Below are 15,681 nucleotides of genomic sequence, written 5' to 3'. Positions count from 1 at the left end.
GCATGGCGCATCTGCTTCCGTTCGTCCCGGTGCCGGCGCTGCTCGGCTTCCTGATTTTGTCGCTGATCCCGGTGCCACTGTCGCGCGCTGCGGTGATTGCGCTCGGCGTCGGCGCTGCGGTACTGCCGGCGATCCTGTTCTTCCCGGTCGGGCTGTCCTGCATCGAAGGCGTCTGCGTTGCCGGCGCGGTGGTGCCGATTCTGTCGATCGACACCGGCGTATTCGTCGCGCAGATCGCGATGTCGATGGACCCGCTCAGCATGGTCACCGGCGGCACCGTGGTGCTGGTTGGCGCGCTGGTGCTGATCTATTCGGGCGCCTACATGGCGTCCGAACCGCTGCCGGATCTGCGCCGGTTCTTCGCGGTGATGAACTTGTTCCTGGCCGGCATGCTGGCGGTGGTGTTCGCCGCCGACGTCATCCTGCTGTTCCTGGGCTGGGAAACCATCGGCCTGTGCAGCTTCATGCTGATCGCGTTCTACGACAAGTTGCCGAAGGCGGTGGCGTCGGGGCGCAAGGCGCTGATCACCACCCGCGTCGCCGACAGCTTCCTGCTCGCCGGCCTAATGATGCTGTTCTTGAATGCCGGCACCACGCGGCTCGACGGCATGCTGGCCGCGGTGCCGGCAATTGATCCGTGGCGTCTGGCGCCGATCGCCGGACTGATCGCGCTCGGCGCGCTCGGCAAGTCGGCGCAGTTTCCATTCCACACCTGGCTGCCGAGCGCGATGGCCGGCCCGACACCGGTGTCGGCGCTGCTGCACTCCGCCACGATGGTGGCGGCCGGCGTGATCCTGCTGGCGCGGCTGGCGCCGCTGTTCGCCGCCGCGCCGGAAATCTCCGCCATGGTGGCGATGCTCGGCATCCTCACCGCGGCGCTCGGCGCGCTGGTCGCGCTGATCCAGACCGACGTCAAGAAGCTGCTGGCGTTCTCGACCATGAGCCAGATCGGCTTCATGGTGCTGGCGCTCGGGCTCGGTGCGCCCGCGGTGGCGCTGTCGCACTTTGCCATCCACGCGGTGTTCAAGTCGCTGCTGTTTCTCAGCGCCGGCGTGATGAGCCACGCCGCTGGCGGCTCGACCGCGATCGAGGCGCTACGCGGCTCGCGCTATCGCCAGCCGCTGGCGTTCTGGAGCTTCGCGGTCGGTGCCGCCTCGCTCGCCGGCCTGCCGGTGATCACCGCCGGCTGGTACTCGAAGGAAGCCGTGCTCGCCGCGGTGTGGAGCAGCGGACCTTGGGGCGTACCGTTGTGGCTGCTGGCCGCGACCGCCGCGGTGCTGACCGGCGCTTACGCATTCCGCGTCGTGTTCATCGCCGCCAGCCAGACCGCCGATCTCGCAGCTCCCGCCTGGGGCGGTCTCGCCGTGGTGGTGCCGCTGACGGTGCTGACGCTGGTTGCCGTGGTCGGTGGCTTGTCGGTCGGCGCGCTGATCCAGTTCACCGGCGGCGCCCCGGTGCACACGCCCTTGCTGCCGACGCTGCTCGGCGCCGCCGCGCCGATCCTCGGCGTGCTGTTGGCACGGCAATTGGTGAAACACCCGCAGGAGCTCGACGCGCTGGCGAAGCGGATGCGCCACGTCCGCATCTTCCGGTTCGAGGTGCTGTACTACTATTACTTCGTCCGGCGCTTCCGCCGCGTCGCAACGGTGCTCGGCAATGCCGAAGGCACCGAGGCAGTGGCCGACGCTGTCGCGCTGCGTCGTGAGGGCGTTGACGTGCCCGGACTCGTCACCGACGATCCGCTCGGCCGCGGTGCCGGTCAGGTCCGCGGTATCCGCACCGACCTGATCACGCGCGCCACCGACGGTCAGACCCCGGTGGTGCGGATGGTAGCCGGCGATCCGATCGGCCGGCTGCTGATTGTCGTGGCCCGGCTGTTCGTCGGGTTCTTCGTGGCGCGGTTCAATCCGGACCGGATCGATCGCGCCTGGATGGGTTTGGCCGGCGGTGCCGGACACGCCTGGGCGCTGGTGCGGCTGACGCAGACCGGCCGCGTCCGTGATCACTCGCTGTGGATCGCGCTCGGTTGCGCGGGACTTCTATTGTTTGCCTGGGGGACGTCATGGCGTTGATTGCGCTCATCCTGCTGCCTGCGATCGGCGGCCTCGTCGCATTCTTCGTCGCCGGCAAGGGCGAGCGCGAGCGTTGGGTCACGATTGCGACCTTCGCGCTGATGCTGGTGCTGTTGGTCGGCGTCGTTGCGACCGGCGCCGAGGGGCGTTGGTACGACAAGGTGTCGTACCCCTGGGTGCCGTCGTTCGGCATCTCGCTGGATTTCGCGATCGACGGCCTGTCGGCGACGATGATCGCGCTCGCCGCCGGGCTCGGCATCATCTCGGTGATGGCGTCGTGGTCGGAGATTCGCACCCAGTCCGGGCTGTTTCATGCCAGCCTGTGCTGGACCGTAGCCGCGACCGTCGGCGTGTTCCTGTCGTTCGACCTTCTGATCTTCGCGTTCTTCTGGGAAGCGATGCTGGTGCCGGCGTTCACGCTGATTGCGGTGTGGGGCCATGGCGACAAGGAAGGCGCGGCGCTGAAATTCCTGATCTTCAACGCAGTCGCGGGCTTCGGCTTGCTGGCGGCCTCGTTCGCGCTGGCGGCGATGGCCGACCACATGACGTTCAGCGCATTCGAACTCGCCGAGATGAAGCTCTCGACGCCGGTTCAAGTGTGGATGCTGCTCGGCTTCTCTCTGGCCTTCATGGTCAAGCTGTCGGTGCCGCCGTTCCACGCCTGGTTGCCTGAAGCGCACACGCTGGCGCCGACCGCGGGCTCGATCCTGCTCGCCGGCCTGCTGCTGAAGACGGGCGCCTACGGGTTGTTCCGGTTTGCGCCGATGCTGTTTCCCGACGGTCTCGCGGCCGTCGCGCCTTACGGCATCGCGCTCGGCGCCGCCGGTGCGCTGTATGGCGGCCTCGTCGCCTGCGGCCAGAACGACGCCAAGCGGCTGGTCGCCTATACGTCGATCGCCCACATGTCGATCGTGCTGATGGGCATTGCGGCCGGCGTGCACTACGCGCTCGCCGGTGCCGCGGTCGAGATGATCGCGCACTCGTTCTCGGCCTCAGCGCTGTTCCTGCTGATCGGCGCGCTGTACGAGCGCACCCATACACGCGACCTGCGCCAGCTCGGCGGCCTGCAGCAGACCGCACCGAAATTCGCCGCGGCGTTCGCGCTGTTCTGTTCGGCGCTGCTGGCGCTGCCCGGCACCGCGAACTTTGTCGGCGAGGCACTGGTGATAGTCGGCATCTTCCAGGTCAATTGGGTGTTCGCGCTGCTGGCGCTGTCCACCCTGATCGTCTCGGTGATCTACGCGACGCGGCTGCTCAAGGGGCTGGTGTTTGGCCTGCCGCAGCCCAAGCCGCCGCTCGCCGATATGACCTGGCGTGAGTATTGGCCGATCCTGGTGATGGGTATCGGCACGCTGATCGTCGGCCTTTATCCGCAGAGCCTGCTGGCGCTGCTCGAGCCGGCCATCAAGGCCGCGCTGATCCACACGCCGTGATCGCCGCGCCATGACCGCAGCCCAATTCGCCGCGCTCTCGCCACTCGTGGTGCTGGCCATCGCCGCCGTCGCGGCCATGATGCTGGTGCCGCTGGCGCGGCTGCAGATCGTGCAGGCTTCCGCAGCGGCGGGGCTGGCGGTGGCCGCTGCGCTGGTGCTGCTGCGGATCGGTGCCCCGGCGGCGCCGATGGGCGCGCTGTTCACCGACGACGGTCCGGCGCGGTTCGGCATCGTGTTCGCGTGCCTAGTGTCGCTCGGCGCGTTGGTGTTTCTGCGCACCGGTCACCCCGCCAAGGAGGCGCCGTCGCTCCTGGTGCTGGTGGCGATCGGTGCAGCCACCTTGGCCGGTGCCGGCCACCCCGCGACGCTGTTTCTCGGCATCGAGATCCTCAGCCTGTCGCTGATCGCGTTGTTCGCGTTTCGGCTGACCCGGCAGGGGCTGGAAGCTGCTTACAAGTTCCTGGTGATGAGTGGGCTTGCGTCCTCGGCGCTGCTGCTCGGCATTGCGCTGATCTTCGCCGAGACCGGCGCGCTCGATTTCGCCGGCTGGGGCGGCCGCGGCGCGCTGACCGCGTTCGGCACCGCGCTGCTGCTCGCCGGCCTCGCCTTCAAGTTTTCGCTGGTGCCGTTCCACATGTGGACGCCGGATGCGTTCGAGGCGGCCCCCGCGAGCGCCGCGACGCTGGCCGGCGTGGTGTCGAAATCGGCCGTGGCGATCGTGATCCTGCGGCTGGCACTGACCGCCCATCTGCCGGAGCCGGTGTGGAGCCAAGGTCTCGCCGCGCTCGGTGGCGCCTCGGTTCTGATCGGCAATCTGCTAGCGCTGCGGCAGCCGCAACTGCCGCGGATGCTCGGCTACTCGACGATCGCGCATTCCGGCTACATCGCGCTGATCATCGCCTCCGGCACACCACATGCCGGCGAGGCGGTGCTGTTCTATCTGGCGATCTATGCCCCGGCGATGCTCGGCGCGTTGTGCGTCTCCGCCGCACTCGGCCGCGCGCCGACGCTGCCCGATCTGCACGGGCTGATGAAGCGGCGCCCGTTGGAAGCGGTCGCGCTGTCGCTCTCGCTGTTGTCACTCGCCGGCCTACCGGCAGCGGGCGGCTTCATCGCCAAGCTGTTCCTGTTGCGGGTCCTGATCGACGGCAGCCTGTGGGTGCTGGTTGGGATCGTGGTTGCCGGCTCGTCGCTCGGCTTCTTTTACTACGCGAAGTTCTTCACCGCGCCGTTCGTCGGCCACACCCACGACGAGTCCGAGCCGCTGCCGCAGCTCGATCGCGGCCTGTTGATCGTCTGCATCGCGTTGATCATCATCTTCGGCGTCGCCCCGGCCGGGCTGATGAACGTCGTCGCTGCGACGATGGCGCCGTAGCGGCACTCGCTTTTCCCCGCGTGTAGGGGAGAGGTGGGATAGGCGTAGCCATCCGGCTGAGGTGGCGTGTCCCGCGAGGCCGAGACTCAGTGCTCGCGTCGCCCTCACCCCAACCCTCTCCCGCAAGCGGGAGAGGGAGCGTGCTGTGCCGGGGAAGTGTATCGCTTCCCGTTCTTACGCCGCGTTCGCCAGGCGTCCGGCGGCGAGGCCGCGGTCGATGTCGGCGAGGATGTCGTCGATATGCTCGAGGCCGATCGACAGCCGCACATAGCCGTCCGACACGCCGGTCGCGAGCTGCTCTTCGGTGGAGAGCTGCGAGTGGGTGGTCGAGGCCGGGTGGATCGCCAGGCTGCGGGCGTCACCGATATTGGCGACGTGATAGAGCAGCTTGAGCGCGTCGATGAACTTGCGCCCGGCCTCGCGACCGCCGGCGAGTTCGAAGCCGACCAGACCGCCGAACTTGCCCTGGAGATACTTCTCGGCGCGCTCGCGGGCGACGCCGCTCTGCTTCGACGGATGGATCACCTTCACGACTTCGGGGCGCTTCTCCAGATAGTCGGCGACCTTCTGGGCGTTCTGGACGTGACGCTCGATCCGCAGCGGCAGCGTTTCCAGACCCTGAATGATCTGGAAGGCGTTGAACGGCGACAGCGCCGAGCCGAGGTCACGCAGCAGCGTGGTGCGGGCCTTGATGATGTAGGCCACGGGGCCGATCGGCTTCACCGCTTCGACCCAGACTGCGCCGTGATAGCTCGGGTCCGGCGTGTTCAGCGCCGGCTGACGCTGCGGGAACTGCTCCCACGGGAAGTTGCCGCCGTCGACGATCAGGCCGCCGATCGAGGTGCCGTGGCCGCCGAGATATTTGGTTGCCGAATACACCACGATCGCTGCGCCGTGCTCGAGCGGCTTCACCAGCAGCGGCGCTGCGGTGTTGTCGACGATCAGCGGGATGCCGTGCTTGCGGCCGATCGCGGCGACTTCCTCGATCGGAAACACCGCCAGCTTCGGGTTCGGCAACGTCTCGGCATAGTAGGCGCGGGTGCGTTCGTCGGTGGCGCGCTCGAACGCCTGCGGGTCGGACGGATCGACGAAGCGGACTTCGATGCCCTGATCCTTCAGGGTGTTGGCGAACAGGTTCCAGGTGCCGCCATACAGGTCGGTCGACGACACCACGTTATCGCCGACGCGGGCGAGGTTCTGTAGCGCAAAGGCCGACGCGGCTTGGCCGGACGCGACAGCGAGCGCGGCGACGCCGCCTTCAAGAGCCGCGACGCGCTGCTCCAGCACATCGGTCGTCGGGTTGCCGATCCGGGTGTAGATGTTGCCGAGCTCCTTCAGCGCGAACAGGTTCGCCGCATGCTCGGTGTTGTGAAACTGGTACGAGGTGGTCTGGAACAGCGGCACCGCGACCGAGCCGGTCGCTGGATCGGCGCGCCAGCCAGCATGCAGGGCGAGGGTTTCGGGGTGAAGTTTCTGGGTCATGGCGACATCCTTCCGGCAATGAAATTCGGGCTGTAAACCGCGCGCTCATGACGGCAACGCAGGTCCGCGGGCCGTCATCAGGACGCCGCAGGGTGGCCAAGTCAATCAATGGGCAGAAATAAAAATCTCCGTCTCGGCAGTATGGCCACGGCGATGCGTTCATTCTTCGCCGATTGCGGGAAGAAAGAGAAAAATTTTCCCAATCCTACAATTGGGAAGCCCGCGCAGGGACGGCCCCGGCGCAAACAGAAAAGGCCACCATTGCTGGTGGCCTATCTGTCCGATCCGATGAAAGAGATGCTCCGGCGGGGATACCGCCGAGGTGGGCTTAGGCGTCGAGATTGCGAAGCTGCGCGCGGTTGCGCAGTTCGATCTGGCGGGCGCCGGAGAAGCCCAGGATACCCTTGCTCTGCAGCTGCGACAGCGCGCGGGAGACGGTTTCGAGGGTGAGGCCGAGATAGTCGCCGATGTCGCGGCGGCACATCGGGAGCGCCATCATGCCGGCGACGGCGAGGCGGCGGTCCATTTCCAGCAGGAAGTTGGCGACCCGCTCCATCGCATTCTTGCGGCCGAGCAGCAGCATGTGGTCTTCGGCGTGGCGCAGCTCACCGGCGGTCATCGACCACAGGCCGCGGGCGATGTTGATGTCGGTGGCGGCGGCCTGTTCGAGGCTGCGGCGCTTGATCAGGCGAACGGTTGTGTCGACGATCGCTTCGGCGGTGAGGCGGTGGGTCGGTCCCGACTCCAGCCCGAACACGTCGCCGGGAAGATAGAAGGCGCCGATCTGGCGGCGGCCGTCGGACAGCAGCTTGTAGCTGCGCACGGCACCGGATACCACCTGGTAGACGTATTCGGACGGCTCGTCCTCGCCGTAGATTTCCTCTTCCTTCTTATAGGTGAATTCGGAGGCGATCAGACCGGCGTGACCGGTGGTCGCGAAGAACTGCTCTGCCGGAGAACACAAAGAGGGATCGATGGGCGCGTGGGCGGTGGCGGGCGTCCTGAGCGACTGGTTCAGCATCTGGCCATCTCCTTTGATCGGATGGCCAGGGTTGTACGGAAGATTCCGAGGACGAGGTATTTCGCTCCATATCTTAAGTGGGTTCCCCTAAGTAGGTTTACGGAGGCTGGGAGCGTGCGCCCCCGTCCGCTTCTGTGCGGAAAACCGAAGTCTTAACAAGATCTTAATATGATGGGCGAGGGAGCCGTCGCGGCTCGCTCAGGCTGCGGCGCCGCTCTCTTCGAGAGCGGCCCGGATATGCCAAACCAGGCTCTCTTCGAGGTGGGGTTTCACCACCACGTGCTGCACGCCGACGACGCTGGCGCGGCTGGAGATCGTCTCGTCCGGATAGCCGGTGATCATCACGATCGGCGCGCGCACTTTGCGCTCGCGCAGCCCGCGGGCGAGGTCGATGCCGTTCATGCCGGGCATCTTGTAGTCGATCACGATGCAGTCGACCGGGCCTTGGTCGATGGCGTCGAGTAGCGCCGGTCCGCTCCGGAACGTGCGCACCGCGAAGCCATCAGTTTCCAGCAGGAAACGCAGCGATCCGAGCACGCCCTGATCGTCGTCCACAACGTAAACGATGGTTTTTGCGGGTGCGTTCGGCATTACCAAACCTCACGCACCAATGAGCGCTGCGAAAACTGTCATACTGGTAGCATACGGGCTACCAACGAAGCCGGATTGATCTGTCTCAATCCTTGATAACGCCACCGCGCATCGCCATCCGCACGAGTTCCGACAGGCTCGAGGCCTGCATCTTGGTCATCACGTTGGCGCGATAGACCTCGATAGTACGCGGGCTGATATCGAATTCGCGCGCGATCACCTTGTTGGACATGCCGGCAATCAGGCCGTCCATCACCTGGCGTTCACGCGGGCTGAGCGACTGGATCCGTGCCGCAATATCCTGCGCCACAGCTTCGCTCTTGGCGCCTTCCTGGGCCTGCTTCAGCGCCGTTTCGATCAGTCCGATCAGTCGGTCGTCGTCGAACGGTTTCTCGATGAAGTCGGAGGCGCCAAGCTTCATTGCCTCGACCGCCAGCGGCACGTCGCCGTGGCCGGTCATGATCAGCACCGGCAGCTTGCTGCCAGCCGCTTTCTGGCGCTTCAACAGGTCGAGACCATCGATCCCCGGCATCCGGACGTCGGACAGGATGCAGCCGAATTCCACGTCCGGCAGGTCGAGAAATGCCTGCGCGGATTCGTACAGTCTGACCTCGTAGCCGGCCGAGCTCAGCAGGAAGTCGATCGATTCCCGCATCGCCAGGTCGTCGTCGATCACATGCACGGTTCCCTTAGGCATCAGTCAAATCCCCGACGGGCGCCAGCGGCAGCGTGAAGCGGAACGTCGCGCCGCCGGCGCTGTTCGTTTCCGCCCACATCCGGCCGCCATGAGCCTCGATGATCGAACGGCTGATCGAAAGTCCGACCCCCATTCCGGTTTCCTTGGTGGTGAAGAACGTCTGAAACAGCTTGGCTTTGACCTGCTCCGGCAGACCGCTGCCGGTGTCCGAGACGGTGACCTCGACCATGTCGTCCGCCACGCGCGCGTTGCCAGCGGACAACTCCTTCTTATCGGAATTGGCCATCGCTTCCAGCGCATTGCGGAACAGATTGACCAGAACCTGCTGGATCTGAACCCGGTCGACCAGCACCAGGTCGTGGGCCGGATCGAGGTTGAAGCGCAGCACGACGCCTTGTTCCCGGGCGCCGGTGAGCCCGAGCGCACCTGCCTCTTCGATCAGCTTGGCGAGGCTCTCGACCCGTTTTTCGGATTCGCCGCGCGCGACGAAATCCCGCAGCCGACGGATGATTTGGCCGGCGCGCAGCGCCTGCTCGGCGGCGCGTTCCATCGCGCTTTCGATCTTGACCGTGTTCGGATCGGTGCTGCCGGCGAGCAGCCGGCGCGAGCCCTTCATGTAGTTGCTGATCGCCGACAGCGGCTGGTTCAGTTCGTGCGCCAGCGCCGAGGCCATTTCGCCCATCGCGGTCAGCCGCGAGACGTGGACCAGTTCGGCCTGCAATTCGTGCAGCCGCGCCTGGGTCTGCTGATACTCGGTGAGGTCGCGGATGAAACCGGTGAAGTAGCGCTCGCCGCCGGATTCCATCTCGCCGATCGACAGATGGATCGGGAAGGTGCTGCCGTCCTTGCGGCGGCCGGTGACGATGCGGCCGATACCGATGATGTGGCGTTCGCCGGTGTTGTTATAGCGGTCGATGTAGTTGTCGTGACGGGTGGCGTCGGGGCGCGGCATCAGCACGCTGATGTTCTGGCCGATCGCTTCGCGCTCGGACATGCCGAACATCCGCTCCGCCGCGCGGGAGAAGAACCGCATGATGCCGCGGCCGTCGATCAGGATCATCGCGTCCGGCACGGTGTCGAGGATCGAGCGAAGCTGGCCCTGCTGCAGCCGCAGTTCCTGCTCGAGCACCTTCTGCTGATCGATGTCGAGCACGATGCCGCAAAGATAGGAGGCTCCGTCCTCGTGGACGACGCCGCCGCGGGCGCGCAGCCAATGGCCGGGGCGGTCTTTCTCCGCCACCCGGTACATCACGTCGATCTTGTCGCCGTGCTCGATCGATTGCTGCAGTGCGAGGGCGATTTGCTCCCGATCGTCCGGATCAAGCAGGGAGATGAAGGTGTCGTAGGTGAGGGGAGCGTCGGCCGGCACGCCCAACAGCTTCCGCGCGGTCGCCGAACACGCCAATTCCTGGGTGGCGAGATTGAGCTCCCAGGTGCCGACGCCGTACCCGTCGATGCCCTGCTGCAAACGGCGATCGCGCGCGAGGAGTTCGGTCGACGGTGGGGCTGGTTCGGTCACGCGACGCCTGAAATGCTCTCTTTGCCGCTCTTAACACAACGGCATTCCGATCCGCAACACGGCGCGCGGACGCGACTTCACAACCAGCGGAAGGCGGGACGCCCGCCGCTGCCAGGGTCACTTAAACGGCGGCGGCGCGCCGATTTCAACTCGCTTTTTTGGCCGCCCGATCGTCTTCCGGCGAGTTCAGGTAGAACCCGGACATGGTATCGACCCAGCACAGATGATCGTGCACTTCCCGCACCCCGCAGACGTTCTCGGCGACCACCACCGCGGCCTGCCGCGACCGCTCTTCGGTGATCACGCCGTTGAGGTGCACCACGCCGTCCCGCACCAGCACGCTGAGGCCGAATGGGCGCCAGTCGTTCCGTTCGATTTCGGCGATGATCTTGTCGCGGATCTTGTCGTCGGCCGCGTTCGGCTCGGGGGCTTGGCGCGCCAGGTCGGCGACAGCGCGCAGCAGGTTCTTGCGGGTGACGATCCCCACCAGCAGATCGCCGCGCATCACCGGGAAGCGTTTGACGTGGTGCTTCTCCATCAGCTTCACGATGGTTTCGATCGAGGTGTCTTCGCTGACGGTGTGGGGATGGTGCGTCATCACCTCGCCGACCTTGCGGCCGTGCTCGTGGACGAAGTCGCCGGCGCAGGTGCCGGGGCCGAGCAACATCCGCAGCCAGCGCCCGCGCTTGCGCTGGGTTCCGATTTCGGCGCGGCGGATGAAGTCGCCTTCGGAGATGATACCGATCAGCTTGCCGTCGTCGTCGACCACCGGTAGGCCGCTGACGTGATTGTCGATCATTGCATTGGCGGCATCGACGATCGACGCATCCGGACCGATCGTGACAAGTTGCCGGGTCATGATTTGGTGAGCACGCATATCCAGTCTCCCCTAAGCCGCGGCGGCAATCCGAGCGCCACGCCGGTCGCACCGTGGCTTGTTGTGTCGCTGGCCCCTGCGACGCGTCAATGCGAGATCAACGCGGGCAAGGTCAGCGATTTGAAGATGCCTCTCGTCACACCGCCGAGGATGAACTCGCGCAGCCGCGAATGGCCGTAGCCGCCCATCACCAGCAGGTTGGCGCCGCTGTCGGCGGCGAACGACAGAATGGTGTTGTGGATGCTGCCGGGCGGCGAGGTGAGCTGGTGTCCGGTCGCCGCCAGATCGTGGCGCATCAGGTGCGCCAGCAGTGCGGTCGACGACGCCTGTCCGACCACGTCCTCATCTTCGTTGACGGAGACGACGTCGATCATCTTCGCCCGGGTGAGGAACGGCATCGCGTCATGCACTGCGCGCGCCGCGGGACGCCCGCCGTCCCAGCAGATCAGGATGCGGTCGAAGGCGAGCGGACCGGAGTGGATGTAGGGCACCATCAGCATCGGCTTGCCGGAATTGAACAGCACCGCTTCCGGCAGCGGGTCCTGGTGACCCGGCTTGGCGCGGTCCGGCTGCACCAGGACGGTGAGGTCGTACAGCCGCGAGATTTCCGACAGGGCCTGATTGGCCAGCACCGGCGTATCGCACACCGAGCGTGCGCCGTGCGTGACGCCGGCGGCGCGGGCGGCAATCTCGAACTGATCGAGCCGCGCGGCAGCCTCATCGGCATCGGTGTTCTGCTGGGTGGCGGCGGCATAGTATGCGGCTGATGCGCCGACCATGATGGCCGGATTGATCGGCTGATAGGTGCAGACGATGCCGTCCAGATGCGCATCGAATGCCTTCGCGACCGAGACGGCGCAGGCGACCACGCCGTCGGCCGGTCGATCGGCCGGGATGTGGGCGACGATGTCACTCAGCATTGCAGGACTCCCGCTTCCAAGCGTGTCGGATCGGGAGCGGAATATATGGCGGTGCTTGCGGGTTACTTTGATCTAGCTCATCGTATCTGAAAGCTCTGTTGCGGGATCATGGCTCCGTTGCAGTGGCCGGAAGCGGTGAGCGGTGGCTGCAGGATTGTGGTTGCCGCGGTGGTTCCCGGGAGGTGCCCGATGACGTACTCGACGGTGATGGTCGCGCTCGCGTTCGACCAGCCCAACGCGTGTCGTCTCAGCATCGCGGCGGAATTGGCAGAGCGCTTCGAGTCGCGCCTGATCGGGATTGCGGCCTCCGAACTGAGCCCGCCGGTGTACTACATGTCCGGCAGCCAGGCCGAGCGCCTGATGGTGGAGGGGCTCGCGACCATCAAGCAGCGTCTGTCGGATCTGGAAGCCGAATTCCGCCAGGCGATGAGCGGCCACACCCGCGAACTGCAATGGCGCAGCGCCATCGAACAGCCGTCGCGCTACATCGTGCAGCAGGCGCGCGCCGCGGACATCGTGGTGTGCGGCGCCGGCGTGTCGAGCCTGCTGTCCGATCCGTTCGCGTCAGCCGCTCCGGCCGACCTCGTGATGGAGATCGGCCGCCCGCTGTTGGTGGTGCCGCCGAACGTCTGCCGGATTGATCTGTCGAGCGTGCTGGTGGCGTGGAAGGACAATCCCGAGGCGCGGCGCGCGATCGTCGACGCGCTGCCGCTGCTGCGCCAAGCCAGCCACGTCACCGTGGTCGAGATCGTCGAGAGCGAAGAAGACCATGGCCGCGCCGCCGCGCTTGCCGGTGTGCATGACGTCGTCGATTGGCTGTCGCGTCATCACATCCATGCCATCGGTGAGGTGCCCGAACACACCGGCGATGTCTCCCGGCAGATCACCGACATCGCCCGCCAGGTCGGCGCCGGCATCGTGGTCGCAGGCGCCTACGGACGTTCGCGCTTCCGCGAATGGATCCTCGGCGGCGTCACCCAGCATCTCTTGGAGCAGACCTCGCGCTGCGCCTTCCTGGCGCGCTAGCGACCTTCCAGCACAACTGGCTGTGCTCCGGCGCCACAAACTCGGCGCCGGCGTGTCTAATGCCGGGGATGCGCGGCGTGCCGCCGCCGGCCGCGGTGACTGCTCAGATTTGCCAGCGCCAGCCGTTTGGCGAGCTCGGCGCAGATCAGATAGCAGATCACAATCACGGCCAGCATCAAGCCGAGTTGTGCCCCGATCGGGGCGAAGCCGAACACCGATCGCAATGGGCTCACCACCAACGCGATGGCGAAGGCGAGCGCGCCGAGCGATGTCGCGGCCAGGATCCAATGCGGGCGGCTGGTCCAGAACGGGCCGCTCGAACGGATCAGGAAGATCACCAGGATCTGGGTCGCGATCGATTCCACAAACCACGCCGTCTGGAACGTCGCTTCCTGGGCGTCGAAGACGTTGAGCAGCACGGCGAAGGTGGCGATATCGAACACCGACGACACCGCGCCCATGATCATGGTGAAGCGCAAGATGCTCTTCATGTCCCAGCTGTGGGGTCGTTCGACATCGCCTGAATCGACGCTGTCGAACGGAATGCCAATCTCGGACAGGTCGTAGAGCAGGTTGTTGAGCAGGATCTGCATCGGCAGTAGCGGCAGGAACGGCAAGACGATCGAGGCCAGCGCCATCGACAGCATGTTTCCGAAATTCGAGCTGGTGCCCATCCGCACGTATTTGAGGATGTTCGCGAAGGTCCGCCGTCCTTCGCGGACGCCGTCCGCCAGCACCGCGAGATCGGAATCCAGCATGATCATGTCGGCGGCCGCGCGGGCGACATCGGTGGCGCCTTCGACCGACAGGCCGACATGCGCGGCCCGGATCGCCGGTGCATCGTTGATGCCGTCGCCCATGAAGCCGACGACGTGGCCGCGGCGCTGCAGCGCCTGGATGATTCTGGTCTTCTGGTCCGGATCGACCCGTGCGAACAGATCGACGTGCTCGATCCGCGCGGCGAGCGCGGTCTCGCTGAGCTCGGCGATCTCGGCACCCGTCAGCATTTGCGCATTCGGCAGACCGACCGCATTGGCGACATGCTGTACCACTGCGCCGTGATCGCCCGAGATCACCTTCAGCCTGACGCCGAGGGATTGCAGCGTCGCGATCGCGGCGGCGGCATCCGGCTTCGGCGGATCAGAGAACACGCAGAAGCCCATCAGGACGAGGTCGCGTTCGTCGGCGAGGCTGATCTCGGTGGTGCCGGCGGGCATCCGCTTGGCCGCAACCGCCAGCAGCCGGTAGCCCAGCGTCACCTGAGCCTGTTGCAGCTGCTCCAGCGCGGCTCGCGCAGTGTCGTCAAGCGGCCGGACCGCGCCATCGCCGCCATCAAGGCCGGTGGCTCGCGACAGGATCGCCTCCGGGGCGCCTTTGCTGATCAGCCATGGCCCATCGCCGTCGGCGGCGAGCACCGAGACGCAGCGGCGTTCGAAATCGAACGGTACTTCGCCGAGCCGCTGCCAGGAGGCAGTTTCGGGCAGGTTCGGATGGGACAGAACGGCTTGGTCGAGCGGGCTCCGGACCCCTGTCTCGAACCGGCTGTTGATCGTGGCGAAGGTCAGAAGCCGATCACTGGTGGCGCCGTCAGGGCCAAGGTGATCGACAAGTGTCACGGTGGCCTGCGTCAGCGTGCCGGTCTTGTCGGTGCACAAGACGTCCATCGCGCCGAGGTCGTGGATCGCCGACAGCCGCTTGACGATCACCTTCTTGGCGGCCATCCGCAGCGCTCCCCGCGCCAGCGTCACCGTCATCACCATCGGCAGCAGCTCTGGCGTCAGGCCGACGGCGAGCGCCACCGCAAACAGGAACGACTCGATCGGCGGCCGGCCGGCGACCAGATGGGCCAGCAGCACGAACAGCGTGAGAAATACGGTGAGCCGGAGGATCAGCAGGCCGAGGCTGTGCACGCCCTTTTCCAGCGCGGTCTCGGGCTCGTTCGCTGCCAGCGCGGTAACGATGCCGCCGAACCGGGTGTCTTGCCCGGTCGCCACCACCAGCATCACGGCGCTTCCTCCGACCATGCTGGTCCCTGCGAACAACGCATTGGCCGCGTCCGCCGGGGTCGGACTGTGGCATGGCCCGCTGTTCTTTGCCGATGGAAACGCCTCGCCGGTCATCAGGGATTCGTTGACCTGCGCGTTATGGGCCTCGATCACGACGCCATCGGCCGGGACCAAATCGCCGGCGCGTAGTTCGACCACGTCGCCGGGCACGATATCCTCGACCGGCAGTGGGGTGACCTTACCGTCGCGATAGACGTCGGCCCTGACTGCAACTGAGCGCCGGAGGTTCTCGGCCGCCGCTTCGGCGTGATGCTCTTGGACGATGTCCAAAGTGATCGAAAAGGTGATCACCGTCAGGATGATGACGAAGCTGCCGAGATCGCCGCTGATGCTCGAGATCGCGGCGGCGACGAGCAGGATCGCCACCAGCGGATTGAGCATCCGCTTGCCAATCTTGGCGAGCAGTGATTGACCGGCCGGCGGGTGGAAGGCGTTGCGGCCGTAGCGTGCGAGCCGGTGTGCGGCCTCGTCGGAGCTCAACCCTTCGCGCCGACTCTCGAACTGGGCGAGCAGCGTCTCGATCGGGTGGAGCCAGAACAGCGGGCGATCTTGCACGAGAAAACCGATGTGTTGATCGGCATCAAGGGACGGAATATCGCCAG

Annotated in this window: 12 protein-coding genes; 4 read left to right on the top strand and 8 right to left on the bottom strand. The window is 66.1% G+C overall.

Going from position 1 to position 15,681, the window contains the following annotated elements; translation table 11 throughout:
* Positions 1 to 2: 2 nt before the first annotated feature.
* From RPPS3_RS21390 to RPPS3_RS21380, 3 genes are read left to right on the top strand one after another with little or no spacing between them, the layout of a single operon-like run.
* Entirely contained in the window at positions 3 to 2,072 is a 2,070-nt protein-coding gene (locus tag RPPS3_RS21390; RefSeq protein WP_107345847.1) for an NADH-quinone oxidoreductase subunit 5 family protein, read from the top strand.
* Positions 2,063 to 3,505 carry a complex I subunit 4 family protein gene (locus RPPS3_RS21385; protein WP_107345846.1) on the top strand — a complete coding sequence of 481 codons (1,443 nt, stop codon included), beginning with the start codon at positions 2,063 to 2,065 and terminating at the stop codon, positions 3,503 to 3,505. The genes RPPS3_RS21390 and RPPS3_RS21385 overlap by 10 nt, the downstream gene beginning before the upstream one ends.
* A gap of 10 nt (positions 3,506 to 3,515) precedes the next feature.
* On the top strand, positions 3,516 to 4,880 hold the full coding sequence (locus tag RPPS3_RS21380; protein WP_107345845.1) for an NADH-quinone oxidoreductase subunit N: 1,365 nt from the start codon (positions 3,516 to 3,518) through the stop codon (positions 4,878 to 4,880).
* Between the two features lie 174 nt (positions 4,881 to 5,054).
* Here RPPS3_RS21380 and RPPS3_RS21375 read toward each other — a convergent pair whose 3' ends face one another.
* From RPPS3_RS21375 to RPPS3_RS21345, 7 genes are all read right to left on the bottom strand, one after another.
* Positions 5,055 to 6,362 carry an O-acetylhomoserine aminocarboxypropyltransferase/cysteine synthase family protein gene (locus tag RPPS3_RS21375; RefSeq protein WP_107345844.1) on the bottom strand — a complete coding sequence of 436 codons (1,308 nt, stop codon included), beginning with the start codon at positions 6,360 to 6,362 and terminating at the stop codon, positions 5,055 to 5,057.
* A 328-nt stretch (positions 6,363 to 6,690) separates the two neighbouring features.
* Complete coding sequence (locus RPPS3_RS21370) at positions 6,691 to 7,383, bottom strand: helix-turn-helix domain-containing protein (protein ID WP_107345843.1); 693 nt, start codon at positions 7,381 to 7,383, stop codon at positions 6,691 to 6,693.
* 198 nt (positions 7,384 to 7,581) lie between these two features.
* The gene (locus RPPS3_RS21365) at positions 7,582 to 7,974 is read right to left on the bottom strand and encodes a response regulator (RefSeq protein ID WP_107345842.1); all 393 of its coding nucleotides are present in this window, start codon (positions 7,972 to 7,974) and stop codon (positions 7,582 to 7,584) included.
* Positions 7,975 to 8,059: 85 nt separating this feature from the next.
* On the bottom strand, positions 8,060 to 8,671 hold the full coding sequence (fixJ, locus tag RPPS3_RS21360; RefSeq protein ID WP_107345841.1) for a response regulator FixJ: 612 nt from the start codon (positions 8,669 to 8,671) through the stop codon (positions 8,060 to 8,062).
* Positions 8,664 to 10,190 (bottom strand): sensor protein FixL, encoded by a 1,527-nt coding sequence (gene fixL / locus RPPS3_RS21355; RefSeq protein WP_107345840.1) that lies wholly within the window; start codon positions 10,188 to 10,190, stop codon positions 8,664 to 8,666. Before fixL ends, fixJ begins: the two co-directional genes overlap by 8 nt.
* A gap of 145 nt (positions 10,191 to 10,335) precedes the next feature.
* The gene (locus tag RPPS3_RS21350; protein WP_107345839.1) at positions 10,336 to 11,067 is read right to left on the bottom strand and encodes a CBS domain-containing protein; all 732 of its coding nucleotides are present in this window, start codon (positions 11,065 to 11,067) and stop codon (positions 10,336 to 10,338) included.
* A gap of 86 nt (positions 11,068 to 11,153) precedes the next feature.
* Complete coding sequence (locus RPPS3_RS21345) at positions 11,154 to 11,987, bottom strand: universal stress protein (protein WP_107345838.1); 834 nt, start codon at positions 11,985 to 11,987, stop codon at positions 11,154 to 11,156.
* A 189-nt stretch (positions 11,988 to 12,176) separates the two neighbouring features.
* Here RPPS3_RS21345 and RPPS3_RS21340 point away from each other — a divergent pair, with 189 nt between their 5' ends.
* Positions 12,177 to 13,013, top strand: a complete 837-nt coding sequence (locus RPPS3_RS21340) for a universal stress protein (protein WP_107345837.1) — start codon at positions 12,177 to 12,179, stop codon at positions 13,011 to 13,013.
* A gap of 56 nt (positions 13,014 to 13,069) precedes the next feature.
* Here the strand turns inward: RPPS3_RS21340 and mgtA are convergent, their stop codons facing one another.
* On the bottom strand, positions 13,070 to 15,634 hold the full coding sequence (gene mgtA / locus RPPS3_RS21335) for a magnesium-translocating P-type ATPase (RefSeq protein WP_234820017.1): 2,565 nt from the start codon (positions 15,632 to 15,634) through the stop codon (positions 13,070 to 13,072).
* Positions 15,635 to 15,681 lie beyond the last annotated feature (47 nt).

Source organism: Rhodopseudomonas palustris (assembly GCF_003031265.1).
Classification (GTDB): Bacteria; Pseudomonadota; Alphaproteobacteria; order Rhizobiales; family Xanthobacteraceae; genus Rhodopseudomonas; species Rhodopseudomonas palustris_H.
The sequence above is the reverse complement of the archived record's forward strand: the minus strand, read 5'-3'. Positions and strand labels throughout refer to the sequence as shown.

Coding starts and splice junctions, on each gene's coding strand:
- fixJ (WP_107345841.1), bottom strand. CDS start 8,671: ATGCCTAAGGGAACCGTGCATGTGATCGACGACGACCTGGCGATGCGG.
- RPPS3_RS21365 (WP_107345842.1), bottom strand. CDS start 7,974: ATGCCGAACGCACCCGCAAAAACCATCGTTTACGTTGTGGACGACGAT.
- RPPS3_RS21380 (WP_107345845.1), top strand. CDS start 3,516: ATGACCGCAGCCCAATTCGCCGCGCTCTCGCCACTCGTGGTGCTGGCC.
- RPPS3_RS21390 (WP_107345847.1), top strand. CDS start 3: ATGGCGCATCTGCTTCCGTTCGTCCCGGTGCCGGCGCTGCTCGGCTTC.
- RPPS3_RS21375 (WP_107345844.1), bottom strand. CDS start 6,362: ATGACCCAGAAACTTCACCCCGAAACCCTCGCCCTGCATGCTGGCTGG.
- RPPS3_RS21370 (WP_107345843.1), bottom strand. CDS start 7,383: ATGCTGAACCAGTCGCTCAGGACGCCCGCCACCGCCCACGCGCCCATC.
- RPPS3_RS21345 (WP_107345838.1), bottom strand. CDS start 11,987: ATGCTGAGTGACATCGTCGCCCACATCCCGGCCGATCGACCGGCCGAC.
- RPPS3_RS21385 (WP_107345846.1), top strand. CDS start 2,063: ATGGCGTTGATTGCGCTCATCCTGCTGCCTGCGATCGGCGGCCTCGTC.
- RPPS3_RS21350 (WP_107345839.1), bottom strand. CDS start 11,067: ATGCGTGCTCACCAAATCATGACCCGGCAACTTGTCACGATCGGTCCG.
- RPPS3_RS21340 (WP_107345837.1), top strand. CDS start 12,177: ATGACGTACTCGACGGTGATGGTCGCGCTCGCGTTCGACCAGCCCAAC.